General features: G+C 64.2%; 29 protein-coding genes. 16 read left to right on the top strand and 13 right to left on the bottom strand.

The genetic code is table 11. The annotated features are described in order from the left end of the window. Positions 1-168 precede the first annotated feature (168 nt). The 4 genes from ACFSOZ_RS05425 to ACFSOZ_RS05410 all read left to right on the top strand — a co-directional run bounded on the left by ACFSOZ_RS05425 (position 169) and on the right by ACFSOZ_RS05410 (position 3,012). Complete coding sequence (locus ACFSOZ_RS05425; protein ID WP_379094465.1) at positions 169-672, top strand: invasion associated locus B family protein; 504 nt, start codon at positions 169-171, stop codon at positions 670-672. 194 nt (positions 673-866) lie between these two features. Continuing rightward, positions 867-2,102 carry a dual-specificity RNA methyltransferase RlmN gene (gene rlmN, locus ACFSOZ_RS05420; RefSeq protein ID WP_379094463.1) on the top strand — a complete coding sequence of 412 codons (1,236 nt, stop codon included), beginning with the start codon at positions 867-869 and terminating at the stop codon, positions 2,100-2,102. Next, positions 2,099-2,542, top strand: a complete 444-nt coding sequence (locus ACFSOZ_RS05415; protein ID WP_379094461.1) for a hypothetical protein — start codon at positions 2,099-2,101, stop codon at positions 2,540-2,542. The genes rlmN and ACFSOZ_RS05415 overlap by 4 nt, the downstream gene beginning before the upstream one ends. Then, the gene (locus ACFSOZ_RS05410) at positions 2,539-3,012 is read left to right on the top strand and encodes a hypothetical protein (protein ID WP_379094459.1); all 474 of its coding nucleotides are present in this window, start codon (positions 2,539-2,541) and stop codon (positions 3,010-3,012) included. The genes ACFSOZ_RS05415 and ACFSOZ_RS05410 overlap by 4 nt, the downstream gene beginning before the upstream one ends. Here the strand turns inward: ACFSOZ_RS05410 and ACFSOZ_RS05405 are convergent. Then, the gene (locus tag ACFSOZ_RS05405) at positions 2,984-3,625 is read right to left on the bottom strand and encodes a LysE family translocator (protein ID WP_379094457.1); all 642 of its coding nucleotides are present in this window, start codon (positions 3,623-3,625) and stop codon (positions 2,984-2,986) included. The two genes, ACFSOZ_RS05410 and ACFSOZ_RS05405, sit on opposite strands and share 29 nt — an antisense overlap. 129 nt (positions 3,626-3,754) lie before the next feature. Then, positions 3,755-5,842 carry a putative bifunctional diguanylate cyclase/phosphodiesterase gene (locus tag ACFSOZ_RS05400; protein ID WP_379094455.1) on the bottom strand — a complete coding sequence of 696 codons (2,088 nt, stop codon included), beginning with the start codon at positions 5,840-5,842 and terminating at the stop codon, positions 3,755-3,757. Between the two features lie 302 nt (positions 5,843-6,144). Here ACFSOZ_RS05400 and ACFSOZ_RS05395 point away from each other — a divergent pair, with 302 nt between their 5' ends. Together ACFSOZ_RS05395 and ACFSOZ_RS05390 are read left to right on the top strand one after the other, a co-directional pair. Further along, a complete protein-coding gene (locus ACFSOZ_RS05395; protein WP_379094453.1) occupies positions 6,145-7,368 on the top strand; it encodes an argininosuccinate synthase in 1,224 nt (407 codons plus the stop codon). Positions 7,369-7,632: 264 nt separating this feature from the next. Next, a complete protein-coding gene (locus tag ACFSOZ_RS05390; RefSeq protein WP_379094451.1) occupies positions 7,633-7,848 on the top strand; it encodes a hypothetical protein in 216 nt (71 codons plus the stop codon). Positions 7,849-8,072: 224 nt separating this feature from the next. Here ACFSOZ_RS05390 and ACFSOZ_RS05385 read toward each other — a convergent pair whose 3' ends face one another. Then, entirely contained in the window at positions 8,073-8,870 is a 798-nt protein-coding gene (locus ACFSOZ_RS05385; RefSeq protein ID WP_379094449.1) for a lytic murein transglycosylase, read from the bottom strand. Positions 8,871-9,017: 147 nt separating this feature from the next. On the opposite strand from ACFSOZ_RS05385, the gene ACFSOZ_RS05380 reads away from it, so the two are divergent. The 7 genes from ACFSOZ_RS05380 to rpsP all read left to right on the top strand — a co-directional run bounded on the left by ACFSOZ_RS05380 (position 9,018) and on the right by rpsP (position 16,028). After that, positions 9,018-10,265, top strand: coding sequence for a flavin monoamine oxidase family protein (locus tag ACFSOZ_RS05380; protein ID WP_379094447.1), 1,248 nt, complete (start codon positions 9,018-9,020; stop codon positions 10,263-10,265). A gap of 92 nt (positions 10,266-10,357) precedes the next feature. Then, a complete protein-coding gene (locus ACFSOZ_RS05375) occupies positions 10,358-11,455 on the top strand; it encodes a zinc-binding metallopeptidase family protein (protein ID WP_379094445.1) in 1,098 nt (365 codons plus the stop codon). Positions 11,456-11,517: 62 nt separating this feature from the next. After that, positions 11,518-12,114 carry a DUF1236 domain-containing protein gene (locus ACFSOZ_RS05370; protein WP_379094443.1) on the top strand — a complete coding sequence of 199 codons (597 nt, stop codon included), beginning with the start codon at positions 11,518-11,520 and terminating at the stop codon, positions 12,112-12,114. A gap of 275 nt (positions 12,115-12,389) precedes the next feature. Further along, a complete protein-coding gene (locus ACFSOZ_RS05365) occupies positions 12,390-13,349 on the top strand; it encodes a CPBP family intramembrane glutamic endopeptidase (RefSeq protein WP_379094441.1) in 960 nt (319 codons plus the stop codon). 291 nt (positions 13,350-13,640) lie between these two features. Further along, entirely contained in the window at positions 13,641-15,242 is a 1,602-nt protein-coding gene (gene ffh / locus ACFSOZ_RS05360) for a signal recognition particle protein (RefSeq protein WP_379094439.1), read from the top strand. Positions 15,243-15,249: 7 nt separating this feature from the next. Beyond that, on the top strand, positions 15,250-15,576 hold the full coding sequence (locus ACFSOZ_RS05355; protein WP_111544094.1) for a chorismate mutase: 327 nt from the start codon (positions 15,250-15,252) through the stop codon (positions 15,574-15,576). Between the two features lie 50 nt (positions 15,577-15,626). After that, positions 15,627-16,028 (top strand): 30S ribosomal protein S16, encoded by a 402-nt coding sequence (gene rpsP / locus ACFSOZ_RS05350; protein ID WP_184872646.1) that lies wholly within the window; start codon positions 15,627-15,629, stop codon positions 16,026-16,028. Positions 16,029-16,107: 79 nt separating this feature from the next. On the opposite strand, the gene ACFSOZ_RS05345 is transcribed toward rpsP, so the two are convergent. The 4 genes from ACFSOZ_RS05345 to ACFSOZ_RS05330 form a co-directional block, all read right to left on the bottom strand. Continuing rightward, positions 16,108-16,371 carry a YMGG-like glycine zipper-containing protein gene (locus tag ACFSOZ_RS05345; protein ID WP_379094972.1) on the bottom strand — a complete coding sequence of 88 codons (264 nt, stop codon included), beginning with the start codon at positions 16,369-16,371 and terminating at the stop codon, positions 16,108-16,110. A 143-nt stretch (positions 16,372-16,514) separates the two neighbouring features. Beyond that, positions 16,515-17,042, bottom strand: coding sequence for an SRPBCC family protein (locus tag ACFSOZ_RS05340; protein WP_379094437.1), 528 nt, complete (start codon positions 17,040-17,042; stop codon positions 16,515-16,517). A gap of 20 nt (positions 17,043-17,062) precedes the next feature. Then, positions 17,063-17,473 carry a DoxX family protein gene (locus ACFSOZ_RS05335; RefSeq protein ID WP_379094435.1) on the bottom strand — a complete coding sequence of 137 codons (411 nt, stop codon included), beginning with the start codon at positions 17,471-17,473 and terminating at the stop codon, positions 17,063-17,065. Between the two features lie 204 nt (positions 17,474-17,677). Continuing rightward, entirely contained in the window at positions 17,678-18,583 is a 906-nt protein-coding gene (locus ACFSOZ_RS05330) for a bestrophin family protein (protein WP_379094433.1), read from the bottom strand. A 184-nt stretch (positions 18,584-18,767) separates the two neighbouring features. Here ACFSOZ_RS05330 and ACFSOZ_RS05325 point away from each other — a divergent pair, with 184 nt between their 5' ends. Continuing rightward, a complete protein-coding gene (locus ACFSOZ_RS05325) occupies positions 18,768-19,175 on the top strand; it encodes an ACT domain-containing protein (RefSeq protein WP_379094431.1) in 408 nt (135 codons plus the stop codon). A 1-nt stretch (position 19,176) separates the two neighbouring features. Here ACFSOZ_RS05325 and ACFSOZ_RS05320 read toward each other — a convergent pair whose 3' ends face one another. After that, the gene (locus tag ACFSOZ_RS05320) at positions 19,177-19,629 is read right to left on the bottom strand and encodes a GNAT family N-acetyltransferase (protein ID WP_379094428.1); all 453 of its coding nucleotides are present in this window, start codon (positions 19,627-19,629) and stop codon (positions 19,177-19,179) included. A 179-nt stretch (positions 19,630-19,808) separates the two neighbouring features. Further along, complete coding sequence (locus ACFSOZ_RS05315) at positions 19,809-20,843, bottom strand: aspartate-semialdehyde dehydrogenase (RefSeq protein WP_379094426.1); 1,035 nt, start codon at positions 20,841-20,843, stop codon at positions 19,809-19,811. 463 nt (positions 20,844-21,306) lie between these two features. Here ACFSOZ_RS05315 and ACFSOZ_RS05310 point away from each other — a divergent pair, with 463 nt between their 5' ends. Next, on the top strand, positions 21,307-23,187 hold the full coding sequence (locus ACFSOZ_RS05310; RefSeq protein WP_379094424.1) for a DEAD/DEAH box helicase: 1,881 nt from the start codon (positions 21,307-21,309) through the stop codon (positions 23,185-23,187). A 108-nt stretch (positions 23,188-23,295) separates the two neighbouring features. Then, positions 23,296-24,006 carry a DUF805 domain-containing protein gene (locus ACFSOZ_RS05305; RefSeq protein ID WP_379094422.1) on the top strand — a complete coding sequence of 237 codons (711 nt, stop codon included), beginning with the start codon at positions 23,296-23,298 and terminating at the stop codon, positions 24,004-24,006. Here ACFSOZ_RS05305 and ACFSOZ_RS05300 read toward each other — a convergent pair. From ACFSOZ_RS05300 to ACFSOZ_RS05285, 4 genes are all read right to left on the bottom strand, one after another. Continuing rightward, complete coding sequence (locus ACFSOZ_RS05300; RefSeq protein WP_379094420.1) at positions 23,996-24,478, bottom strand: GNAT family N-acetyltransferase; 483 nt, start codon at positions 24,476-24,478, stop codon at positions 23,996-23,998. The two genes, ACFSOZ_RS05305 and ACFSOZ_RS05300, sit on opposite strands and share 11 nt — an antisense overlap. Before the next feature lie 4 nt (positions 24,479-24,482). Beyond that, a complete protein-coding gene (gene leuB / locus ACFSOZ_RS05295) occupies positions 24,483-25,586 on the bottom strand; it encodes a 3-isopropylmalate dehydrogenase (RefSeq protein ID WP_379094418.1) in 1,104 nt (367 codons plus the stop codon). Positions 25,587-25,671: 85 nt separating this feature from the next. After that, positions 25,672-26,022, bottom strand: a complete 351-nt coding sequence (locus tag ACFSOZ_RS05290) for a VOC family protein (RefSeq protein WP_379094416.1) — start codon at positions 26,020-26,022, stop codon at positions 25,672-25,674. 13 nt (positions 26,023-26,035) lie between these two features. Beyond that, on the bottom strand, positions 26,036-26,419 hold the full coding sequence (locus ACFSOZ_RS05285) for a RidA family protein (protein ID WP_379094414.1): 384 nt from the start codon (positions 26,417-26,419) through the stop codon (positions 26,036-26,038). Between the last annotated feature and the right edge of the window lie 73 nt (positions 26,420-26,492).

The raw sequence follows: 26,492 nt of genomic DNA, 5'->3' as shown, positions 1-26,492 counted from the left end.
GCCACCCGCTCGCAAGGCGGCGGCGCGGGAATGGCGGCGGTTTCCTCGGGTGATGGTCCTTTTCTCAAAGGAAATTCACCGTTTGGTAACCCAGATTAAATCAAAATGAAGCGACGGGCAGGACGCCGAGCCGGCCTGCCTCCGCACCTTTGGAATACGGGAAAAGCGATGCGCGGATTGATTGCTATAGTTTCGAGCCTGGTCCTGGTGGCCGTGGCAGCGCCGGCACTGGCGCAGTCGGCGACCAAGATCGGCCAGCACAATGCCTGGGGCACCTACAGCTACCAGGCATCGGGCGGCAAGGTCTGCTATGTCCTGACCGTGCCGACCGACAAGCAGCCGCCGACGCTCGACCATGGCGACATGTTCTTCTTCGTCAGCCAGCGGCCCGGCCAGCAAGTGTCCTACGAGCCGCAATTCATCGCCGGCTACAATTTCCAGGAAGGCTCCAAGGCCACCGTCACCATCGACAAGAAGTCGTTCTCGATGTTCACGCGCGGCAAGTCGGCCTGGGTCGAGAATGCCGCCGAGGAGCCGGTGCTGATCGCCGCCATGAAGACCGGCACCGACATGAAGGTGACGGCGAAGTCCGGCCGCGGCAACCCGACCTCCTATGTCTTCTCGCTGAAGGGCATTTCGGCGGCGCTGTCCTCGATCGCCAAGTGCAAATAGGCAAAGCTTCGTCCTGAACGATAGGCCGGGCCGCAAAGCCCGGCCTTTTGCTTTTCTGGGCCGATCAGTGGATCTCTGAAGAGAGTGCGTCACCGCACAACGCATGACTCCGCCCTAAACCTGTGCTATGCGCCGCGCTCCATTTCCGGCACGATGAGTGAAATCGGCCGCAAACCGCTTATATCAGTGCAACCATGACCCTTTCATTCGATCTCACCACCGAGGGCGCCCGCGACGCGTTGCGCGCCCGCGCAGCACAGCCGGAAAAGCAGTCGCTGATCGGCCTGACGCGGGCCGAGCTCGGCGAGGCGCTGGTTGCCTCGGGCACCGTGCCGGAGCGCCAGGCCAAGATGCGCGCCCAGCAGCTGTGGCACTGGATGTATGTGCGCGGCGTTTCCGACTTTGCCGGCATGTTCAACATCTCCAAGGATTTGCGCGCCGAACTCGACAAGCACTTTACCGTTGCCAGGCCGGAGATCGTCGAGGAACAGATTTCCTCCGACGGCACGCGAAAGTGGCTGTTCCGCTTTCCGCCGCGAGGCGCCGGCCGGCCGGTCGAGATCGAGACCGTCTACATCCCGGAGGAAGGCCGCGGCACGCTCTGCATCTCCTCGCAGGTCGGTTGCACGCTGACCTGCTCGTTCTGCCACACCGGCACGCAGAAGCTGGTGCGCAATTTGACGGCCGAGGAAATCCTCGCCCAGTTGCTCACCGCCCGCGACCGGCTTGGCGATTTCCCCGACCGCGACACGCCCGACGGCGCCATCGTGCCGGCCGAGGGCCGCAAAGTATCCAACATCGTGATGATGGGCATGGGCGAGCCACTCTACAATTTCGAGGCGGTGAAGAAGGCGTTGCTGATCGCCTCCGACGGCGACGGCCTGTCCTTGTCGAAGCGCCGCATTACGCTCTCGACCTCCGGTGTCGTGCCGGAAATCTTCCGCACCGGCGAGGAGATCGGTGTCATGCTGGCGATCTCGCTGCACGCCACCAATGACGATCTGCGCGACCTGTTGGTGCCGATCAACAAGAAGTATCCGCTGAAGGAGCTGATCGCCGCCTGCCGCGCCTATCCCGGCCTGTCAAACGCCAAGCGCATCACCTTCGAATACGTGATGCTGAAGGACGTCAACGATTCAATCGAGGACGCCAAGGGTTTGATCAAGCTGCTCAAGGGCATTCCGGCCAAGATCAATTTGATCCCGTTCAACCCGTGGCCGGGCACCAACTACCAGTGCTCGGACTGGGAGACGATCGAGAAATTCGCCGACTACATCAACAATGCCGGCTATGCCTCGCCGATCCGCACGCCGCGCGGCCGCGACATCCTCGCCGCCTGCGGCCAGCTGAAGTCCGACTCCGAGCGCATGCGCAAGGTCGACCGGCTGGCGCTGGAAGCGATGATGATTGCGGGGCACGGCGAGGCGTGAGCCGCCGCTTCGCCTGGCTGAAGCGACTCGCCATGATAGCCGTCGGCTATCTCTTCGCCGTGCTGACCTCGATCCTGGTCCCCGTGCTGCTGATCGCCCTTCTGGAAGGCATTGAGGACGGCAACTGGTCCATCATTTTCGCATTCGACTGGCTGGGCTCCTTCCCGCTCGCCGTGTTGACGGTGATGGTCGGCGCGCTGTTGATCGTCGGCCCGGCGATCTTTGTCGCCGAACGGCTGTCGCTGCGAGGATGGCTCTACTTTGCCGTCACCGGTGCGATGACCTCCACCGCCTTTGGCGTTTCCATGCCGCGATCGGCCGGAAGCTTTGTCTTCAATCCGGGCTATCTCGGGTTCCTGGCCACGGCCGGCATTGCCGCCGGTTCGGTCTACTGGCTTCTGGCCGGACGCAAGTCCGGCGAGCACCGGAATCTGCAATGAGCCGCCTCATTGCCTACCTCGTCCGTTTCGCCGTCATCCTGTTCGGCTACACGGTCGCCTCGCTGGCGACGAGCGCCTTCCTCAACATCCTGTTCCTGGCCTCGCTCACGCCGGAGCACGCGCATCCGACGGCCTCCCTGTATTTTTCAATTCCCTTCGTCGCCCTGTTCGTCGCCTATTTCGCCCTGATGCCGGCCTGCGTCGCCATCCTGATTGCCGAAATCCTCGGCCGGCGCGACTGGCTGTTCTACGCGCTGGCGGGCGCGGTGGTCGCGGCCGTTTTCCTCGGCCTGGTCGACCACGCCGGCGATGCCACCTTCGCGGTCAGGGAGACCAGCGCGATCATGGCGGTGATTGGCGGCGGCATGGTCGGCGGCATCTTCTACTGGCTCAGCGCCGGGCGCTGGGCCGGAAGCTGGTGGTTGAAGGACGAAAAACCGCCTATTTCGCCTGGGCCGTCAGGATCTTGAGCGCGAAGGCAGAAAACACCCCGGCGAAGAGATAGTCGACCACCCGCGTGACGCGCGGGCTGGCCTTCATCGCCGCCGAGAATTTTTCCGCCGCCAGCACCATCGGCACGGTCACCGGGATCGACAGCACGATGAACATCGAGCCGAGGAAAAACAGCTTTCCCGGAGCGTTCGGGTCATGCGCGGAAACGAACTGCGGCAGGAAGGTCATGAAGAACAGGATGATCTTGGGGTTGAGCAGATTGACGCCGAGGCCCGCCGCCCAGCTGCGCAACAGCGAAATCTCGGGTCCCGTCTTCTTCTCCGGTGAAAAGGCCGAGCCCCTGGTGATCGCCTGCCAGGCCAGAAAGACGAGATAGCCGGCACCGAAAATCTTCAGCACGAGGAAAGCCATCGGCGAGGCGACGATCAGCGCCGAGATACCGACCACCACCAGCGTGGTGTGGATCAGCGTGCCGCAAAGCGCGCCGGCCATCGAGGCAAAGCCGGTGGCGCGGCCCTGGCTCAGCGTGCGCGAGACGAACAGGGTCATGTCCGGCCCAGGCGTGATCGCCAGGATCACGGTGGCGATGGCGAACTGGATCAGCGTGGTGGTGTCAGGAATGAACGACATGAGCGGCCCCAGCGGAATGAAAGCGCCTATACAGGATGCGCCGTGCCGGTTCCAGATGCAGGGGCGCTTCGACGGTCGATCCAGCGGGCACGCAACGAGGGCGCCGGCGGGCGGCCACAGGCCACAATCCTATGCCTGCCTGCCTAGCCGCATCCTGGCGGGTTCCTCGGCGACGGGCCGATCGTTCGGGACATGGAGGCCTGCCGCGCCGGGGAGCAGGATCTGATCGATCGGCTTGGGCCGGCCGAGGAAATAGCCTTGCGCCTCGTTGCAGCCTTCCACCTGCAGGATGGTCAGCTGGACATGCGTCTCGACGCCCTCGGCGAGCACCGGAATGTCGAGGCTCCGGCCCAGCGTCAGCACCGCCCGGACGATCGCCTTGGCCTGCGGGCTTCGCTCGACATCGGCCATGAAGGAGCGGTCGAGCTTGATCTTGTCGAAGGGAAACGAGCGCAGCGTGTCAAGCGACGAATAGCCGGTACCGAAATCGTCGATCGCGATCGTCACCCCCAGCGCCTTGATCTGGCGCAGGACGTGCAGCGTCCGCACCTTGTCGGCAACGATCGTCGATTCGGTCAGCTCCAGCTCCAGGCGCTTCGGCGACAGCCCGGTCTCGACCAGGATCTGGTGGACGAGCTTGGCCAGATCGGTATGGGCGAACTGCACCGGCGACAGGTTGACCGCGATCTTGTGGCCATTGTCCCAGGAGGCCGCCTGGCGGCATGCGGTCCGCAGCACCCATTCGCCGATCGCCATGATGGAGCCGTTCTCCTCGGCAATCGGGATGAATTCGGTTGGCGGGATCATGCCATGCACTGGATGCGTCCAGCGCAGCAACGCCTCGTAGCCGCAGGTGGCACCGGTCGGGACCGAGGTCTGCACCTGATAGTGGAGCGAAAGCTCGCCGCGCTCGATCGCCTGTCGTAGGTCGGTGGCCAGCGCGCGGCGCGCCCGCGCCGTCTCGTCCATGGCGGATTCGTAGAAGCAGACAGCCCGTGACACGTCGTTCTTTGCCCGGTACATGGCGAGGTCGGCGTTGCTGACCAGCCGCTCACGATCGGCCCCGTCGCGCGGATAGACGGCGACGCCGATGCTGGCGCCCGCGGCGATTTCGAAATCGTCGAGCAGCAAGGGCTGGAACAGCGATTTCTCCAGCCTCGAGACCAGGCCGAGAAGGTCGTTCTGGTCCTTGAAGCGCTTGATCGCGGCGAACTCGTCACCCCCGAGCCGTGCGACGAATTCGCCGTCACCGGTGAGTTTCCCCAGCCGGCGGGCAACGATCTTGAGAGCCTGGTCGCCGGCCGCGTGTCCCCTGAGATCGTTGATCTCCTTGAAGCGGTCGAGATCGATGACGATGACGGCCGTCATCGTGTCCTCGTCCTCCCGCGCCCGGTCGATCTCATGATCGAGGCGGTCGTTGAAGGAGACCCGGTTGGGAAGGCCGGTGAGGGCGTCGTTGAGGGCGAGATGCTGAAGCCGCTCGAAGCTTTCCAGACGGCCGCGTTCATCGATCAGATAGCTGGCGAAGCCGGTGGCGGCGACGATCAGGCCGACGACGGCGACGGCGACCGCCATCGCCACGAGAATATCGGGATTGGTGCCGGTGGTGATGAAGGACAGCGGCGTCACCGCCACCGCCGCCATCGCCGTGAAATGCAGTCCGACGATTGCCAGCACCAGCAGCCCGATGGCGAGATATTGCGACCAGCGGTATGGCCGGCGCACGGCATGGCCGACAGCCACGGCGGAGAACACCGCCGAGATGACCAGCGAGGCGACGACATAGGAACCGTCCCACTCGACGATGCCGGCAACGTGATAGGCCATCATCCCGGTGTAGTGCATGGCCGAGATCGCCAGTCCGACGACGCCTCCGCCCCACTCCGGCGCAATACGACGGCTCTTGTCGGATGCAAGGGTGAAGCCCACTCCGGTTCCGGCGACGGCGATGACCAGCGACACCATGGTCAGGACCGGATCGAAAGTGATCGGTGCGCCGGGCTGGTAGGCCAGCATGGCGATGAAGTGCGTGCACCAGATCGACGAGCCGGCGGCGACCGCGGTCAGGAACAGCCAGCCCCTCATCTGCACGCCGGCGGTTTTCCTGGCGCGGTCGAAGAGGCCGATCGTCACCCGGCAGCCGGTGACGCACATCAGCGCCGCCAGCAGGACAAGCCACAGATTATGCTCCGTGGCGATACATGATATAACGCGCATCAAGAACGGCCCAAGCCAGAGGGTGCCCGTAACGAAGCAGGCAGGAGCCGCCCGGCAGGTGTGGCCAAAGGCGGCTTTGTCCGCATTGGTAGTGCCGGGGCGTGAAAACTTGATTAAATGCTGCAGGTAAATGCAGCCTTTGATTGCAGCAGGTTGTTTCCCTTGCCGGCACCACCCCTCGCCATGCGCTGGACCAGAAGCCATGCGAGCACGCCTGCTTGCTCGCTCTGCCGTTCCTGCTAAAAGGCCCTCCGACAATCCGTGACGCCTCGGTGAGGGCGTCCGCCATCGACGGAGTAAAAATGTCCAAGGCCAAAGACGTCAAGAAGGTCGTGCTCGCTTATTCCGGCGGCCTCGACACATCCATCATCCTGAAATGGCTGCAGACCGAACTCGGCGCCGAAGTCGTCACCTTCACCGCCGATCTCGGCCAGGGCGGCGAACTCGAGCCGGCCCGCCGCAAGGCCGAGATGATGGGCATCAAGGACATCCGCGTCGTCGACGTGCGCGAGGAATTCGTGTCCGACTTCGTCTTCCCGATGTTCCGCGCCAATGCCGTCTATGAAGGCACCTACCTGCTCGGCACCTCGATCGCCCGGCCGCTGATCTCCAAGCATCTGGTCGAGATCGCCAGGGAGACCGGCGCCGACGCGATTGCGCACGGCGCGACCGGCAAGGGCAACGACCAGGTCCGCTTCGAGCTTTCCGCCTATGCACTGAACCCCGACATCAAGGTCATCGCGCCATGGCGCGACTGGTCGTTCAAGTCGCGCACCGACCTGATCAACTTCGCCGAGCAGCATCAGATCCCGGTGCCGAAGGACAAGAAGGGCGACGCGCCGTTCTCGGTCGACGCCAATCTGCTGCATTCGTCCTCCGAGGGCAAAGTGCTGGAAGACCCGTGGAGCGAGCCGCCGGAATTCGTCCACCAGCGCACCGTTTCGCCGATGGATGCACCGGACGCCGTCACCGAGATCGAGATCGAATTTCTCAAGGGCGATCCGATCGCGCTCAACGGCAAGAAACTGTCGCCGGCGACGATGCTGGCGGCACTCAATGATCTCGGCCGCGACAACGGCATCGGCCGGCTCGACCTGGTCGAGAACCGCTTCGTCGGCATGAAATCGCGCGGCGTCTACGAGACGCCCGGCGGCACCATCCTGATATCTGCCCACCGCGCCATCGAATCGATCACGCTCGACCGCGGAGCCGCCCACCTCAAGGACGAGTTCATGCCGCGCTACGCCGAGCTGATCTACAACGGCTTCTGGTTCGCGCCCGAACGCCTGATGCTGCAGGCGATGATCGACAAGAGCCAGGAAGACGTCGAAGGCACGGTGCGCCTCAAGCTCTACAAGGGCAACGTCATCGTCACCGGCCGCAAGTCGAAGAAGACGCTCTATTCGGATGCGCTGGTTACCTTCGAGGACGACCGCGGCGCCTACGACCAGAAGGACGCCGCCGGCTTCATCCGCCTCAACGCGCTGAGGCTGCGTACGCTGGCGGCGCGCAATCGCCTGGGCTGACGGCTCTGCCGATCACACCAAGACTGGGGCGACCCAAGAACCCGGTGGAGATCGGGTTTTATTTGTAATTTCTAATATAATGCAAATCAGGCCCGCTCAAGGAAGTTCCTGTTTGACCTTTCGGTGACATCATCTTAGGTCTCCTACGGGACAGAGGGGGTTTTGATAGTGAAAAAAGGTATTCTACTTCGGCTTGGCTTGGTCGTCGTTTTGACGGTATGCCAGTTCTCGCAGGCAAGCGCCAAACCCGGCCCGAAGGTTGATTTGAGCGGGTGCGTCACCTCTGTCCAAGCGGCATGGGGCCTCACGTTCAAGCACGACATCGCCTCTTTCATGGGCGTCTCGCAGGAGCGCATGCCGGCTCTGTTTTGCCAGCGCATTGCCGAAGGACTGCGCAGCGGACGGATCAGCTATTCCGACATAAACAACCTGCAGCTCGACCAGCCGACCGAAATCTGGATGGTCATCAAGGGTAAGTAAAAGGCAGCGCCGGCGCCGCGGAACTCCAAATTCCGTACTGCAACGGTATTGCCGGTACCTTCCAGACTTCCGCTTCCTGGAAATGCCCGTTGAGCGGCTACGCGAATTATTGAGAGCGACGTGACAGGCGCTCAGCCGGCATGGCATTTGCCATACGCATCAACAAAAAAGCCCGGCGCATGGCCGGGCTTTCTGTCGCCAAAACAAAGAGATAGAGATTTCTATCAGTCGCCGTCGATCGCCGTGGCGATGCGGGCGATGGCCTGCTGATAGACGTTGGCGGAATTCCAGCCGGCAATGGCGTCGAGATTCGACTGCGCACTCGCGCCGGCCCGCCAGCCATGACCCTTGAGGAAGTTGGCGGTGGAAGCCAACGCGGTGGCCTTATCGCGCAGGTTTCCGCTGCCGACGCCATACTTCAAGACATTTCCGGGCAGGAACTGCGTGTGGCCGATCTCGCCATGCGCGGCGCCGACCGACGAGGCGGTCAACGCTCCACGATCGACCAGCTTCAGGGCTGCAATGGCATGCGGGTAAAAGAACTCCGGGCGGCGGCAATCATAGGCAAGCGTCAAAATGGCGGAAACCGTATTCTGGTTGCCCATTGCCGAACCGAAGCCGGTCTCCATTCCCCAGATGGCGAGCAACACGCCTGGCGACACGCCGTAGTTGCTTTCGATTTTGCTGAACAGCGCCGCGTTCGACTTCTTCAGCGAACGGCCCTTGGAAATGATCGTGGCGCCGCCACGGCGCTTCATGAAATCTTCCACCGAGCCGCTGAACGCCTTGTGAATGCCGCGGTCGACGCTAATCGTCTTTGTTGCGTAGGTTGCGCCAGCCAGCGCGGCCAGACCTTTCGGACCGACACCTTCGGACTTGGCCTCCGCTGCGAACTCCGGCTTCCAGGCTTCGAAGCCGGCGCCAGTCTTGCCACAGCTGGCCGCCGCCTGCGCGCCCGTCGCCAGCGCAAGCACCGCCACCACCGAAGCCACAAAAATCTTTCCCTTGGCAAGTAATGCCATGCTTTTCTCTCCTGATTGCCTGAATCACGTCCCGGTTGCGAATTTGCCAGCGAAACCCGCACTTGTCACTGTCTCTGCTGCAGTGCTGGCGAATGCCGGGGAATTTGCCTACGATCAAGTGAATATTGTGGCGGGGTCGAAATAGCCATGGAAGACGTTGATGTTGTGATCATCGGCGCCGGTTCGGCGGGTCTGGCTGCGGCCAGGACCCTGCAGGCAGCCGGCCTCTCCTTCAAGCTGCTCGAAGCGATGGGCCGCATCGGCGGACGCGCATGGACCAGCGACCAGCATTTCGGCGTGCCCTTCGATATCGGCTGCGCCTGGCTGCATGCCGCCGACCGCAACCCGTATTTTCCCGAAGCCCAGGCTGCCGGCTGGACGCTGCATCATCACGACATGAATGTCGACCATCTCTACTATCGCAGCCGCAAGGCAAGCGAGGACGAGGAAGCCGAGATGAAGGCGGCCGACGCGCGGCTGTTCGAACTGCTGGCCAGGCATGAAGTGAGGGAGGGCGACGACGACCGGCTTTCGGCGCTGCTCGCCAGGGGCCACGCCCCGCGCGCCGCGGCGACCTTCGCCGGGCCGATGGATTTCGGCGCCGACGAGGACGAGATCTCGATCCGCGACTTCCAGGCCGCCGCCGATCTCGACCCCAACTACTTCAGCAAGGAGGGCTTTGGCGCGCTGGTCGCCCGTTTCGGCGCCGACCTGCCGGTCGAATTGTCGACGCCGGTGCGCAAGATCCTCTGGGACGTGCCCGGTGTCGCCTGCGTCACCGATCGCGGCACCGTTCGCGCCAAGGCGGTCATCGTCACAGCCTCGCCGGCGGTGCTCGCCTTCGAGGAGATCGAATTCTCGCCGACACTTCCCGACGCGCATTTTGGAGCCTTCTTCGACCTGCCGATGGGCATGCTGACCAAATTGCCGGTCGAGATCCGGGGCACGCGGCTTGGGCTGCAGCCCTTCGACGACCTTCTGATCGAACGGATGGCCAGGCACGACATCTATTTCCTGTGCTTTCCCTTCGATCTCGACCTGATGGTCGGCTTCGTCGGCGGCGACTTCGCTTGGGAAATGTCGGCGGCGGGCGAGGCGGCGGGCATCGATTTCGTCGTCGACCGACTGTGCGGCATTTTCGGCGGCGACACACGAAAGCACGTGGCGCGCGCCATGATGACCAATTGGGGCGGCGAGCGCTTCGTGCGCGGCGCCTATGCGGCGGCCCGCCCGGGCCGTTCGGCTGCGCGCGCCGCGCTGATGCAGCCGGTAGCCGACAAGATCTTCTTTGCCGGCGAGCACCTCGCCGGTCCGCTGATCCAGACCTGCGGCGGCGCACGGCTGTCAGGCGAAGCGGTGGCCAGACAGGTCGCCGCGCAGCTTGCGGCAAAATAGCCTCGATCGAACGCGGAACGCCGGCCGGCGGTTGGCCGTTGGGCACCTGCCGCCGCGCACCTATATGCTGGCTCTGAAGGTTCGAGGCCGACATGAAACTCTTCGACTGCCCGCATTGCGGCCACCGTCTCTATTTCGAGAACGCCCAGTGCCTGAACTGCTCGAGCCTCGTGCTCTACGATCCCGAACATGCGCGTTTTGCCTTGTCGGGTCTCGACGGCATCTTCCAGTGCACCAACGCCGACGAATGCGCCTGCAACTGGATGGCCGAGCCGGGACAGGCTTTTTGCCGCGCTTGCGTGCTGAACCAGCTGATCCCGGATCTCTCCGTCGACGGCAACCGCCGCCGCTGGATCCGGGTCGAGGCGGCGAAGAAGCGCGCCATCTATTCGCTGCTCGCTTCAGGGCTGCCGGTCGCGCCCAAGCAGAACCCTGCCGACGAGGTCGGCCTTGCCTTCGACTTCCTGGCCGATCCGATCGGCGGCGGCCCAGGCGGCGAGCGCATCCTGACCGGCCACGACAATGGCCTGATCACGCTCAACGTCGCCGAGGCCGATTCCGCCGAGCGCGAAAAACGGCGCGTCGAAATGGGCGAGAACTATCGCACCTTGCTCGGCCATTTTCGCCACGAACTCGGCCATTATTACTGGGATCGCCTGATCCGCGACGATCCGCAAAGGCTGGAGGCTTTTCGCGCCTTGTTCGGCGACGATCACGCCGACTACGAACAGGCGCTGAAGACCTATTACGCCAATGGCGCGCCACCCGACTGGCAGCAAAGCCACATCTCGGCCTATGCGACCTCGCATCCGTGGGAGGACTGGGCGGAAACCTGGGCCCACCATTTGCACATCACCGACACGCTGGAGATGGTCCATGCGCTGAACTTTCCGCTCGGCCGGCTGGAGACCGTGGAGGCCAACGACTTGCCGCAAGGCGACACCGGCGGTGGACTGCAGGCCGCGCCTTCGGAACCTCCCGCAGCACCCGAGCCTTTCGAAAAGATCCTCGCCCGCTGGCTGGTGCTGTCGGAAGCCTCCAATTCGATCAACCGCTGCATGGGCCTGCCCGACCTCTACCCCTTCGTCATTTCCGACGTCACGGCGCGGAAATTGGCCTTCGTTCACGACCTTCTGACCGGTTTGCCGCAAGAAGCCGGAACAAATCGTGAGTTGGCGCGGGCATTTTAGCGGGAACGCATGCGCCGCTGCTCCGTTTGCGTGGCGAGGGATCATGAAAACGGAGAGAAACCATGAAATCCGTATTGTTTCCCGCGGTCGCCGGAATGCTGACGATCATGTCGGGCGCCGCGATGGGGGACACCGCCGTATCCGCCGTCACCGATCTCAACGTGCGCGCCGGTCCCGGTCCGCAGTATCCGGTGATCGGCGTGCTCGCCGCCGGTCAGTCGGCGACGCTCAATGGCTGCATCGAAAACAGCAAATGGTGCACCATCGCCGAAGCCGGCGGCCAGGGCTGGGTCTATTCCGACTATGTGACGGCTGATTTCGGCGGCAGCCGGGTGGTGCTGACGCAGCGCCCGCACGGTTCCAGCATTGCGGTCGTCGCGCCGCCGGACGACTACTCGACCGACTACACCGGAGCGATCATCGCCAGCGATCCGCTCAACGACGCCTTCCCGCCACCGCCGACCGAAGTCAGAACCTATGTCGACACGCATCGCCTCGACCCCGTCTATCTCGACGGCGAGGTGGTGACCGGCGCGACCTTGCCCGACACCGTCGAGCTGCGCGAAATTCCGGACTACAACTACCGCTATGTCTATGTGAACGGTCAGCCGGCGCTGATCGATCCGCAGACGCGACGCATCATGTACGTGGTGCGCTGACGTTGACGGGCTGACCGCTGCCAAGCGCAGCGGCGGTCGCCTTTCTCGCATGTCGCCACACCGGATCGGTCGGTGCGAAATCGTCGAAGTCGGCGCCGCCCCTCATTGCCCTGCCGGGCATTTCTCCCCGTAGAGCGGGGAGAAAGACGCTGGCCGGCACGCCTGCGCCGTTTTTGCAACTCGTAGGGCGCCAACGCTCTCCGACCAGACACGATTGCGCGCAAGACGGCGATCCCCTAGATCATGCGACCCGAAGCACTTGCCCAGGAATTCGCGTGATCGACCCTGCCGCCTTCGAACGCTACCGGCATTCGCCGAACGCCAGGACGACCTTGCCGCGCCTGTTCCTGGGATCGGCGATCGTCATCCTGCTCTGGGCGGCAACGACCGTGGCCGTGCTGATCGGCGGCACCTATCTTTTCCTCACCTGGCAGGAATCCGCGGTTCCCCCGCCCGAAGGAGCGATGCAGGGCTTCCTCGCCTCGCCCATCGGCATCCTCACCGCGCTCACCTCTTTTGCCGGCATCTGGATCGGCCTGTGGATGGCCATGCGCTGGGTGCATGGCGAGCCCCTCTCGGCGCTCTTCGGCGTCAGCCGTCGCGTGTCGCTGTCGGGCTTCCTCAAGGGGCTGATCGCGGTGCTGATCACCTCGCTCGTGTCGGAGATCCTGCTGTATGTGCTGCAGCCCGAGATCGCCCGTGGCCCGATCAGCCTGTCGTCCTGGCTGCAGTTCCTGATCCCGATCGTCGCCCTCACCTTGCTGCAGACGTCTTCGGAGGAGGTGCTGTTCCGAGGCTATCTGCTGCGCGGTTTGGCCAACCGGTTCAGGAGCCCGTTCATCTGGGCGCTGCTGCCGGCCCTGCTGTTCACCTCGCTGCACTGGAGCAACAGCGGGTCGCCGGCCATCAACGCCTGCGTGCTGGCCTCTATCGCCGCTTTCGCGCTGCTGTTGACGCTTGTGGTCTATGCCACCGGCAATCTCGGAGCTGCCTTCGGCGCCCATCTCGGCAACAATCTGACCGGATTCCTGCTGATCTCGCATCAGCAGAGCTACAATTCCTTCGCCTTGTTCGGCGCCAAGCCTCTCGAAGGGCCGGGCTGGACGACGTCGGATGCAGCTCTCATTGCCTTCATCGGCATCGCCTGCAGCCTGCTGACGGTTGTGCTGCTGCTGCATCCGCTCTCACCGCTGAACGTCGCGGCCAACAGCTCGGAAGCGAGCAGCGCGAACTGATTCTGGCTCGGCGCGACACGATTGGCACGGGCACCATCCAAGCCTTGTCTTGACTCTGCCGCCGATTTCCTGTCTACACGCCCCGAATTCCGCGACGAGTATCCCTCCGAGCAAGCCGACCAGGACGCCGAAACCTCTTTGAGGTGGAGTGCTGTAAATCGATCCTGGAGGCCAACACCCGGCAGCGCTGAGCGCCCCCGGGTGCTTTTTGGTTTTGGCTTTTGCTTGGACACCTGGCGCGAACGCATTACCTCTCGGGCACCATGCGGGTGCCAGGGAAAAGGAAAACGAATGTTTGAATCGCTACAGGAACGTCTTGGTTCGATCCTGAACGGCCTGACCGGTCGCGGCGCGCTGTCGGAGGCGGATGTCTCGGCAGCACTTCGCGAGGTGCGCCGTGCGCTGCTCGAGGCCGACGTGGCGCTGGAAGTGGTGCGGTCGTTTACCGACAAGGTGCGCGAGAAGGCCGTCGGCGCTGCCGTCGTCAAGTCGATCAAGCCCGGCCAGATGGTCGTCAAGATCGTCCATGACGAGCTGGTCGAGATGCTCGGCGCCGAAGGCGTCGCCGTCGACCTCAATGCACCGGCGCCGGTCGTCATCATGATGGTCGGCCTGCAGGGCTCCGGCAAGACGACCACTTCGGCCAAGATCGCCAAGCGCCTTTCCGAGCGTCAGAACAAGAAGGTTCTGATGGCTTCGCTCGACACGCGGCGCCCGGCCGCGCAGGAGCAGCTCCGCCAGCTCGGTGAGCAGGTCAAGGTGGCGACACTGCCGATCATCGACGGCCAGTCGCCGGTCGATATCGCCCGCCGCGCCGTGCAGGCGGCCAAGCTCGGCGGCCACGACGTCGTCATCCTCGACACCGCCGGCCGCACCCATATCGACGAGCCGCTGATGGTCGAGATGGCCGACATCAAGAAGGTGTCGAGCCCGCACGAAATCCTGCTGGTCGCCGACTCGCTGACCGGCCAGGACGCCGTCAACCTGGCCAAGAGCTTCGACGAGCGCGTCGGCATCACCGGCCTTGTGCTGACCCGCATGGACGGCGACGGCCGCGGCGGTGCCGCTCTCTCCATGCGCGCCGTCACCGGCAAGCCGATCAAGCTGATCGGCACCGGCGAAAAAATGGACGGGCTGGAGGAATTCCACCCCAAGCGCATCGCCGACCGCATCCTCGGCATGGGCGACATCGTCTCGCTCGTCGAAAAGGCCGCCGAAAACATCGACGCCGAACAGGCGGCGGCGATGGCCAGGAAGATGCAGTCGGGCAAGTTCGACCTGAACGACCTTGCCGGCCAGCTCCAGCAGATGTCGAAGATGGGCGGCATGGGCGGCATCATGGGCATGATGCCCGGCATGGGCAAGATGAAGGACCAGATGGCCGCCGCCGGTCTCGACGACAAGATGTTCGGCCGCCAGCTCGCCATCATCTCGTCGATGACCAAGGCCGAGCGCGCCAATCCCGATATTCTCAAGCACTCGCGCAAGAAGCGCATCGCCGCCGGTTCCGGCACCGACGCGGCCGAAATCAACAAGCTGTTGAAGATGCATCGCGGCATGGCCGACATGATGAAGGCGATGGGCGGCAAGGGCAAAGGCGGCGGCCTGATGCGCGGCATGATGGGCGGCCTTGCCTCCAAGATGGGCCTCGGCGGCATGATGCCGGGCATGGGCGGCATGGGCGGCGGCATGCCCGACCTGTCGAAGATGGATCCCAAGCAGCTCGAAGCCCTGCAGAAGCAGGCACAGGCGGCCGGCCTCGGCGGCATGAAGGCCCTGCCCGGCGGTCTTCCCAGCGGTGGTGGCCTGCCCGGTCTGCCCGGCGGCATGAAGCTTCCGGGCCTTCCCGGCATGGGTGGCGGCGGTCTGCCCGGCCTTGGCAAGAAGAAGTGAGGACGCGATGAACGAAGAAAAGGACATGGCCGACGCACGTACCATCCTGGCCGACTATCGCGCCTCGATCGACAATATCGACGCAGCACTCATCCACATGCTGGCCGAGCGCTTCCGCTGCACCAAGGCGGTTGGCGTGCTGAAGGCGACGCATGGGTTGCCGCCGGCCGACCCGGCGCGCGAGCAGCAGCAGATCGCCCGCCTTCGCCAGCTGGCGAAGGATGCGCATCTCGACCCGGATTTCGCGGAAAAATTCCTCAACTTCGTCGTCCGCGAAGTGATCCGCCACCACGAACAGATCGCCGCTTCCAACGGCGTGATGAAAGCCGGCTGAGAAACCAGCCACAACCAACTAACGAAATCAGAGTTTTTAGGAGAAAAGAAATGCCATTGAAGATCAGACTGGCCCGTGCGGGCTCGAAGAAGCGTCCTTACTACCACGTCGTCGTCGCCGACGCCCGTTCGCCGCGCGATGGCCGTTTCATCGAGTCGCTCGGCTCGTGGAACCCGCTGCTGCCCAAGGACGGCGAGCGCGTCAAGGTTGACGCCGACCGCGTCAAGCACTGGCTGTCGCACGGCGCCCAGCCGACCGACCGCGTGCTGCGCTTCCTCGACGAGGCCGGCATTGCCAAGCGCGACGCCCGCTCCAACCCGAAGAAGGCCGAGCCGGGCAAGAAGGCGCAGGAACGTGCTGCCCTTTTGAAGAAGGCACAGGAAGACGCCGCTGCCGCCGTCGCGGCAGCCGCAGCTGCACCGGCCGAGGCGGAAGCCGCCACCGCCGAATAAATATTGCCTCAACGCAGGAAAACGGCGGGCCCAGGCCCGCCGTTTTGCTATTTGGACGTCATGCCGAAACGCGGCCCGATCAATAGCCGCGCGGGCAGCGGTCGATGTAGACGCGGCCACGGCGATCCCGGTAGCGGCATTCGCCACGCTCGCTCGCCCGGCCGATCAACGCACCGGCTATCGCCCCGGCAGCGCCGCCGATTACAGCACCCTCAACCGGATCGCCGGCGACCGCCGCACCGATCGCCGCACCGCCCAGTCCGCCGACCGCCGCCCCACGTTCGGTTTGCGAGCAGGCGGCAAGCGGCACCAGCAGGGCCATCAAAAGCATCGTTTTCTTCATTGTCATTCCTTCTCCTGCGGGGAACGTTTCCGCCGCCAACGAATCTCTAACTCGCGACTCGGCGATTTGATCCAGCGGCAGGGGAGAAGGATTGCCGGCTTGGGGATTGATCTGCATCGATTGGCGATCGATCCCGACCAGCGTCACTTTTCGCCGAGGCGCTTCAGATTGGCGAGGCCGGCCTCGAAATCCTTGCCGATCAGCGTGTCGAAGTTCATGAACAGGCCCATCAGCTTGGCGATGAAGGGCCGGCTGCCGCGCATCGCCCAGCTAACGGCCGTGTTGTCGCCGGACGGCGTCAGGGTGAAGTCGACGCTGTTGTTGGCCCTGAACGGCTTCTCGAAGTCGAGCTTGAGCGACACCAGCGAGGACGGCACCGAATTGACGATCTCCATGCGTCCCTTGCCGGCCTTGGCATTGCCTTCCCAGGCATAGGCCGCGCCCTTGCCGCTTTCGGCGCCGGAGAGCGTGCGCTTCATCTGAGGGTCGAGCTTTTCGTATGGCGACCATGCCGGCCAGCGGCTGAAATCATTGATCAGCGGGAAGATCGCTTCCGGCGGCGCCTTGATGCTGGCCGAGCGGGTGACGACGAAATCATCAGCCCGGGTCGCGGCGTAGATGAGCACGGTGGCAATCAGGACCAGCAGGACGATGGCAATGGTGGTGAACATCTTCTTTTCCTTTACAAATCTCAACGAGAAAACGGGATCAGCGCGCGCACCCGGGGGTCGCGCAGGTACAGGCCGCCCCACAGGATGACACCGAGATAGACGCCGAACAGCGTGTGCGAGAACAGCGGGTTGTCGACACGCACATTGGTGGCGATGGCGCCGCCCATATAGGCGGTGAGCAGGATGGCGCCGAGCACCGCGGTGCGCGGCAAGGCGTAGAGCGCGGTCGAGATCAGCCCGATGACGCCGAGCATGCGCGCGACATTCGCGTCGGCCGGCCAGCCAAGCGGCACCATCGTCTGGGTGACGATCTCGAGCGGCGGCAATTTGATGACGCCGTCGAAGATCATGAACAGCACGATGACGCCGCTGAGTGCGCGGCCGGTCCACAGGGCGCCTGATGAGACGGGCGCGGTTTCGGAGATGCTCATGGTGTTCCCTCCTGATGTTTCGAGCCCTTTTTGCGGGGTCGAACCAAGGACGCGGCATGGGGTGGCAATCCTACAGGGTCGGGAATTTTTTGGCGCCGTAACGGCAAAAGAAGGCAGCGATGCAGATTGAGCCGTGTAGCGATACTTCGCGCCAGCGTTCGAGATTCCACATCGCGGCGGCAGACAGAACGCCGTGTCGAGCACCTACGAAAAATAGAACTTCTCGGCCGGCAGCATTTTCGGCGGCGTCTCGCCCAGCGCCTCGAACACCGAGATCTCGCAGACACGGCACAGACCATCGAGGGCGAGGTCGTTGGCCTCGGTGCCGAACGGATCCTCCAGCTCTTCCGACAGCGCATCGAGGCCGAAGAAGGTGTAGGCGATCAGCGCCGTGAACAGCGGCGTCGCCCAGCCGGTGCTCGAGATCAGGCCGATGGGCAGAAGCAGGCAGACGATGTAGGCCGTGCGATGCACCAAAAGCGTATAGGCGAACGGCAAGGGCGTGCCGGCGATCCGCTCGCAGCCGGCCTGGATGGCGGTGAGCGATGCCAGCCTTTCATCGAGAATGCGGAAGCCGATCGGATCGACCTCGCCGGCCCGGCGCTGCGCGTTGGCGCGCCGGCCCATGCGCCTGACCATCTCGTCCGCCGGGTTGGCGAAGTTTGCAGCCGTGTCGGCCTCGGCGGCAATGAAGGCGCGGGCGTCCTTCATGCTGTCGATCTTGCGCAACTGGCCGCGCAGGAAGTGACAGAAGGCAAGCGCCTCCATCAGCAGCGCGCGCTGTTCGGCCGGATCGGCGATGAGGCTGGTGGTGGCGCGCGCCAGATTGCGGATTTCGAAGACCAGCGTGCCCCACAGCTTGCGCGCCTCCCACCAGCGATCGTAGGCGGCGTTGTTGCGGAACGACAGATAGATCGACAATGTCACGCCGACCAACCCGAACGGCGTGATGTTGAAGACGCTGAAATCGAGATGGAACTGGCGCGCCACGGCAAGAATGACTGCGGAATAAAGCGCAAAACCCAGGATCTGCGGCAGGATGCGTGGCACCACCGAGCCGCGCATGACGAAGAACAGCTGCAGGAACGTCGGGCGCGGACGAACGATCATGGGGAGGCCTTTCACGGACCGGCACTGGGCTTGTCTATTGTGCGGGGCAACAGGCCGGCAAGCTCAGCCGTCAGCGACATCGCCATGTCGTCCGTGCAGCGTGCGGGCTATCGGCACCGGCCAGTCGCGGATATTGAGGAGCACGCGGGCTGTGGCCCGTTCCTGCATCGGGCGAGAGAATACAATGACCGGCGAGACCGATCTGAAGACCCTGCTGGCATCGATGACGCCGGAATTGCTGGCCGGCACCTACGTCTTCGTCACGCTGGCGTCTGGCCTTCCCCAGCCGGAAGGCCTCGAAGCGGTGATGGTGTTTCGCGAGCGCGAAGGCGTGACGCTGATCGTGACCGAGGAGGCGGCGAGGGAAGCGGGGCTGACCGCTTCCTTCCGCTGCCGCATGGTGACGCTGAACATCCATTCGTCGCTGGAAGCGGTCGGCTTCCTCGCCGCCATCACCACGCGGCTGGCCGCCGCCGGCATGGGCGTCAATCCGGTCTCGGCTTTCTACCACGACCATCTGTTCGTCCCCGCCGACCGGGCCGAGGAGGCGCTGGATTTGCTGCGCCAGTTGGCCGAGGACAGCGCCGGCTGAATCAGCGCCTGCGGACATAGAGGATGTCAGGCAGGCCTTCCTCGTTGTTGGTGCCGTCCCCGAAGGACTCCGCGCGGAACCCATGGCACTCGTAGAAGCGCCGGGCGCCGGTGTTGGACAGAAAACAATGGAGTTTGACAACGGGCAACGACGCGGTCGTGTCCATCAGCAACCGGCTGCCGATGCCTTGCCCCGTCCAGTCCGGAGCGAGATAGATCTGCTCCACCCATTCACCGCTGACGGCGATGAAGCCGACAATCTCCTTGCCGGCCTCAGCGACCGTCACCTGCTGCCCTGGCAGCACGATGTCGCGGATGAAGGCGAAGTCCTCGTCCGGCGTGTGGATGACCGGCATCCAGTCGAACGAGCCAAGCGCCGTCCGCATAACCTTCGCGATGGCGCCTGCGTCGGAGCCGATTGCCGGACGCAGAACGACTCTGGGGTTATCGCTCACAAACGTTCCTCAACAAAGGCCGGCGCCGCCCCTCATCCCCCTGCCGGGACCTTCTCCCCGTGAACGGGGAGAAGAGAGCTACCGGCCAAAGGCCGAACCCGCGACTGCGGGCCGCCGGTCGTCCGGCGCCCCCGCGGAGGGCCCGCCGCGGCAGCGGCGATACGGCCCGTGAGCGAAAACTATGCCGCCTTCTTCTTCGGCTGGATCAGGCCGCGCTCGACCAGCAGCTCGGCGATCTGCACCGCGTTGAGTGCCGCGCCCTTGCGCAGATTGTCGGAGACGATCCACATCGACAGGCCGTTGTCGATGGTCGAATCCTCGCGGATGCGCGAGATGAAGGTGGCGTCCTCGCCGGCCGATTCCAGCGGCGTGATGTAGCCGCCGTCCTCGCGCTTGTCCAAGACCTGGCAGCCCGGCGCCTCGCGCAGGATATCGCGCGCCTCATCGGCGGTGATCGGCTTTTCGAACTCGATGTTGACCGCTTCCGAATGGCCGATGAACACCGGCACGCGCACGCAGGTCGCCGTCAGCTTGATCTTGGGGTCGAGCATCTTCTTGGTCTCGGCGACCATCTTCCACTCTTCCTTGGTAAAGCCGTCGTCGAGGAAGACGTCGATATGCGGAATGACGTTGAAGGCGATGCGCTTGGTGAACTTCTTGACGTCGACGCTGTCGGCGACGAACACGGCGCGCGTCTGCGTGAACAGCTCGTCCATGCCTTCCTTGCCGGCGCCCGACACCGACTGGTAGGTGGCGACGACGACGCGCTTGATGGTGGCGAAATCATGCAGCGGCTTCAGCGCCACCACCAGCTGCGCCGTCGAGCAGTTCGGGTTGGCGATGATGTTCTTGCGCGTGAACAGCGAGATCGCGTCCGGGTTCACTTCCGGCACGATCAGCGGCACGTCCTGGTCGTAGCGGAAGGCCGACGAATTATCGATGACGACGCAGCCCTGCTTGCCGATCTTCGGCGACCATTCCTTCGAGACATTGCCGCCGGCCGACATGATGCAGATATCGGTGTCGGAAAAATCATACTGGTCGAGCGTCCTGACCTTCAGCGTGCGGTCGCCGAACGACACTTCGGTGCCTTGGCTGCGCCGCGAGGCCAGCGCCACGACTTCGCTCACCGGAAAGCCGCGCTCTTCCAGTATGTTGAGCATTTCCCGGCCCACATTGCCCGTGGCGCCGACGACTGCAACCTTGAAACTCATAAAGATCTCCTGTCCCTCTCCGCTCGGTTTTTGGAGAAAACCCGCCGGCCGATGCGGGTTTCAACCCCCGGGCCGGACCCGGGAGAGGGTGGTTAGGCCAAGGGAATCAGACCGTTTTGGTGGTCGTTTTGCCAGTTTTGGCCAAGAACATGGTTTTGCTGGAACGAGGAGACGCGCCGACGCGCCCGGCCCAATGATTTGCATTGTGGCCAGGGAAATCGAATGCAAGAACCGCCATCAAAAGGCCGCGCATCGAAAACTGTCCTGTTCGGTGCCGGCTTTTACGCGGTTTGCGTCAAGAGTCAATCACTGCCGGCCGCCCGCTTTCCCGCGCGCCCTGTACAATAGCGGCTGCGCGAAGTACGAACGGCAAGATCGTTCGGCTCGTGGCGCTGTCAAGAGGCGCTCGCCGACGGATGACCCATTGCCGGGCATACAAGAATCCGAATTCCGAAAGAGTAAGATGTCCAACTTCGAAGCTATTGTTCCAGCGCTTGCCAGGGCGCTGGAAAAACGCGGCTATTCCGAACTGACGCCGGTGCAGAAGGCGGTTCTGGCCCCCGAGCTCGGTGAGGCGGATGCGCTGGTGTCGGCACAGACCGGCTCCGGCAAGACCGTGGCCTTCGGCCTCGCCTTGGCGCCGACCCTGCTGGGCGGCGCGGAGCGCTTTGCCCATGCTTCGGCGCCGCTGGCGCTGGTGGTGGCGCCGACGCGCGAACTGGCCTTGCAGGTGACGCGCGAGCTGGAATGGCTCTACGAGCTGACCGGCGCCACGGTGGCGTCCTGCGTCGGTGGCATGGACATGCGCACCGAGCGGCGCGCGCTGGAGCGTGGCGCCCATATCGTCGTCGGCACGCCCGGCCGCCTGCGCGACCACATCACGCGGCACTCGCTCGACATGTCGGCACTCAAGGCCGTGGTGCTCGACGAGGCCGACGAGATGCTCGATCTCGGCTTTCGCGAAGACCTCGAATTCATCCTCGACGCCGCCCCGGCCGAGCGCCGCACGCTGATGTTCTCGGCCACCGTGCCGCGCTCGATCGCAACGCTCGCCCAGGGCTACCAGCGCAATGCCGTGCGCATTTCCGCCGCCGGCGAGGAAAAGCAGCATCTCGACATCGAATACCGGGCGCTGAGCGTTGCCCAGGCCGACCGCGAGAACGCCATCATCAACGTGCTGCGTTTTTATGAGGCGAAGAACGCGCTGGTGTTCTGCAACACGCGAGCCGCCGTCAACCATCTGACCGCGCGCTTCAACAACCGCAACTTTTCCGTCGTGGCGCTGTCGGGCGAGCTCAGCCAGAACGAGCGCAGCCATGCGCTGCAGGCGATGCGCGACGGCCGCGCCAAGGTCTGCATCGCCACCGACGTCGCGGCGCGCGGCATCGACCTGCCCAATCTCGAGCTGGTGATCCACGCCGACCTGCCGACCAACCCGGAGACGCTGCTGCACCGCAGCGGCCGAACCGGACGCGCCGGGCGCAAGGGCGTCAGTGCGCTGATCGTGCCCAACAGCGCCCGCAAGCGCACCGAGCGGCTGCTGCAGAACGCCGGGCTCAAGGCGACATGGGCCAGCCCGCCTTCGGCCGACGACGTTATCCGGCGCGACGACGAGCGCATCCTTGCCGATCCGGCTTTCGACGAGCAAGTGAAGGATGACGAGCGCGGTTTCATCGACGCGCTTCTCGCCCGGCATGGCGCCGAACAGGTCGCCGCCGCTTTCGTGCGCCAGTGCCGCGCCAGCCGCTCTGCGCCTGAGGATCTCATGGAGATCGCGCCGTTTACGCCATCGCGTGAAAAACTGGCGGGCGAAAACTTCGCGCGCCGGGACGAAGCGCCCAGCCGCCGCGAGGATTTCGGCGCCAGCGTCTGGTTCTCGCTGTCGATCGGACGCCGGCAGAATGCCGAGCCGCGCTGGCTGATCCCGATGCTGTGCCGCGCCGGCAGCATCAGCAAGCGCGAGATCGGCGCCATCAAGATGCAGCCAGAAGAGACCTTCGTGCAGATCGCGGCCGACTGGGCCGACCGCTTCCTGGCGGCGATCGGTCCCGACCGCAAATTGCAGAACAACATCGTGGTGAAGCGGCTCGACGGCACGCCCGACCTGTCGCGGGCCGGCTATCAGCCGCCAAGCCCTGACAAAAAACCGCATCGCGGCAAGGCGCCGTTCGACCCGAACGCGCCGAAGCGCAAATTCGAGAAGCGTGCGCCGGCACCGGCATCGGCCGATCAGCGCCCCGCCGGCGCCTTCGAAGCAAAGCCCTGGGCCAAGAAGCCGGGCAAGCCGAAGTTCGAAAACACCGGCGCGCCGAAGCACAAGAAGGCGAAGAAGCGGCCCTCGTAGGACCCGGAAGCTAGCTTCATCCGCCGCAGTGACCGCAGCCACGGCCTTGCCCATGGGCTCGGCCCTGTGCCACATCTTGGCCGGGACGTGGCGAGAGGGGGGTGGCAAATGCGCGGCGAAGTGCTTCACTATGACGAGGTTCAGGGCTTCGGCTTCATCACCGGAGCCGACGGCAACCGTTACACCTTCACCCGCGAGAGCCTGCGCCGGGAAACCACCATGCCCAAGGGCGCGGCCGTCGAGTTCCGGCCGGGCGGCGGGCAAGCGCGAGACGTCTTTTCGATCGCCGCCCAGTCTGCAGCCCCGGCCGTCGACGCCAGCACGAGCGCCGCACCGCCTCAAGCCGGCAATAAGGCTGCCGCCGGCGCATCCCAGGCACAGCATTTCGGCCGTTCCTCCGAGCCTGCAGAACCCACCGATTTGTGGGGCTATTTTTGGCGCGGCGTGACGCGGAACTACTTCAACTTCGCCGGCCGCGCCCGGCGCAAGGAATATTGGGGCTACTGCCTGTTCTGGACGGTTTGCCTGCTGATCATTGGCGGCATCGGCCTGTTCACCGATATGGATATGGGCGATTTCGACAGCGATGTGTCGGCAGCGGTAACGGTTGGGCTTTGCGGCACCTTCATTTTGGCGACGTTCCTGCCCAGCCTCGGCATGATCGTGCGCCGGCTGCACGATATTGGCGTGACGGGCTGGCTCTGCCTGGTGATCCTCATCCCGACCATCGGCAGCCTGATCATCCTGGTCTGCGCGCTGATTCCGACGCAGGCCCGCGAAAACAAGTGGGGACCGGTACCGGCGGGCGTCAGGGTTTGACCGCCCTCAGCGCCCCGCCCGAAAGCCTGAGAAAGACCTTCTGGCCGTGGCGCTCGGCGCCAAGCCGGTCATAGAAACGCAGCGCGCCCTCGTTCCAGTCCTCGGTGGTCAGGTCGATGCGGCCGATGCCTTCGCGCATGCAGTGGCCGGCGAGAAAGCCGATCAGCGCCCGGCCGACGCCGGCGTTGCGGGCACCGTCGCGCACGAACAGGTCCTTGAGGAACAGCAACCGCTCGAGATCGATGCCAGGATGCGCGATCGCCACCGATGCCAGGCCGCTGACCTCACCCTCGACGAAGGCCAGCGCGAAATGCGGATAGGCCGGGCTTTCCTCGCCGAGCCATTTCCGCGCCGCGGACAAGGCGCGGTCGGCGGCAAGAGGCGGCTGCCGGTAGTGAACAGCCATCTCGCACAGCATATCGGCGAGCGCCGTCGCGTCCCCGGTCGTCGCCCAGCGGACGTCGACCGCCACGGTATCAGCCGAGGAACTTGGCGATGATTGCGTCGCCCATCTCGACGGTGCCGACCTCGGTCATGCCCTCGGACAGGATGTCTTTTGTCCGCAGGCCTTGGTCGAGCACCGCGGCGATCGCGGCCTCGACACGGTCGGCTTCATCAACCATGCCGAAGGAATAGCGCAGGCACATGGCAAACGACGCGATCATGGCGATCGGGTTGGCGATGCCCTTGCCGGCAATGTCCGGCGCCGAGCCGTGCACCGGCTCGTACAGCGCCTTGCGCTTCTTGGTCTTCACATCCGGCGCCCCGAGCGAGGCCGACGGCAGCATGCCGATCGAACCGGTCAGCATGGCGGCGATGTCGGACAGCATGTCGCCGAACAGATTGTCGGTGACGATGACGTCGAACTGCTTGGGCCACCGCACCAGTTGCATGCCGCCGGCGTCGGCCAGCATGTGGTCGAGCTTGACGTCTGAATAGCGCGCCTTGTGGGTCTGGGTGACGACCTCGTTCCACAGCACGCCCGACTTCATGACGTTGCGCTTTTCCATCGAGGTGACGTGGTTCTTGCGAGTGCGCGCCAGTTCAAAGGCGACGCCCGAAATGCGCTCGATCTCGAACGTATCGTAGACCTGGGTGTCGATGCCGCGCTTCTGGCCATTGCCGAGATCGATGATCTGCTTCGGCTCGCCGAAATAGACGCCGCCGGTCAATTCGCGCACGATCAGGATGTCGAGGCCCTCGACCACCTCCTGCTTGAGCGAGGAGGACGCGGCGAGTGCCGGATAGCAGATGGCGGGGCGCAGATTGGCGAACAGCTCCATGTCCTTGCGCAGGCGCAGCAGGCCGGCTTCCGGGCGTACCTCGTAAGGCACGGCATCCCATTTCGGCCCGCCGACGGCGCCGAACAGCACCGCATCCGCCGCCATCGCCTTTGCCATGTCGGCATCGGAGATCGCCGCGCCATGCGCGTCATAGGCGCAGCCGCCGACCAGGCCGTCCTCGGTTACGAAGCCGCTGCCGAGCTTGTCGTTCATGGCTGATATCAGCTTCTTGACCTCGGCCATCGCCTCTGGACCGATGCCGTCGCCGGCGAGCAGGAAAAGATGCTTCGTTGCCATGGAGAACCGTCCCGGAAAGAATTTGAACCGCGGCCTTGCTAAACGCCAAGCGCCCGGCGCGCAAGCCTGCGTGTCACAACCGCAATCACCGATGCGAGAGAATGTTGACCAGCCTGCCGAACGGATCGCGGACATAGAAGCGCCGCACGCCCCAGGGCTCGTCGGCCGGGCCGTATTCGATCGCGAAGCCGGCCGCCTTCATGGCGTCGAGCGCCGCATCGACATCGTCGACCTCGATCGACAGATCCGGCACCGGCGAGCCGGAGCCGCCCTCGATGGCAAAGCTGATCTGGACGTCCATTTTTGCTTGCGAACCGAAGGTCGCGATCCAGCCATGGTCCATGAGCACGTCGAGGCCGAGCACGTCCTGGTAGAAGGACTTCGCCGCCGCGATGTCTGGTGTCTCGATGTTGGCGACGATACGCCGGACTTTCATCGTCTGCCGCCCTTCATGCGGTGCGGCGCAGCGCCGTCACTTCGATCTCGATCTTCATTTCCGGCTTGTTGAGCTGGCACACGATCATCGTCGCCGCCGGCCTGACGTCGCCGAACGTCTCGCCCAGGATCGGGAAGACGACGTCCACGAAAGCGGCATCGGTGATGTAGTAATGCGCCCGCACCACGTCGGCCATATCGAAGCCGCCATCCTGCAACGCCTTGCCGATCGTCGCCAGGCAATTGCGCGTCTGCGCCTCGACCGTCTCCGGCATCGTCATCGTCGGATAGTCATAGCCGGTCGTTCCGGACACGAAACACCAGTCGCCCTGCACCACCGCACGCGAATAGCCGGCGGTCTTTTCGAACGGCGAGCCGGTGGAGATGAGTTTTCGCATTGTGTCCTCGCAGGATGTGGCGCCCATTTTGCAGGGAAGACGTTGATCCGGCCATGGGCCAACGCGGATGGAT

Source organism: Mesorhizobium newzealandense, from assembly GCF_042682145.1.
GTDB classification, from domain to species: domain Bacteria; phylum Pseudomonadota; class Alphaproteobacteria; order Rhizobiales; family Rhizobiaceae; genus Mesorhizobium; species Mesorhizobium newzealandense.
This window is presented reverse-complemented; position numbering and strand designations above follow the sequence as displayed.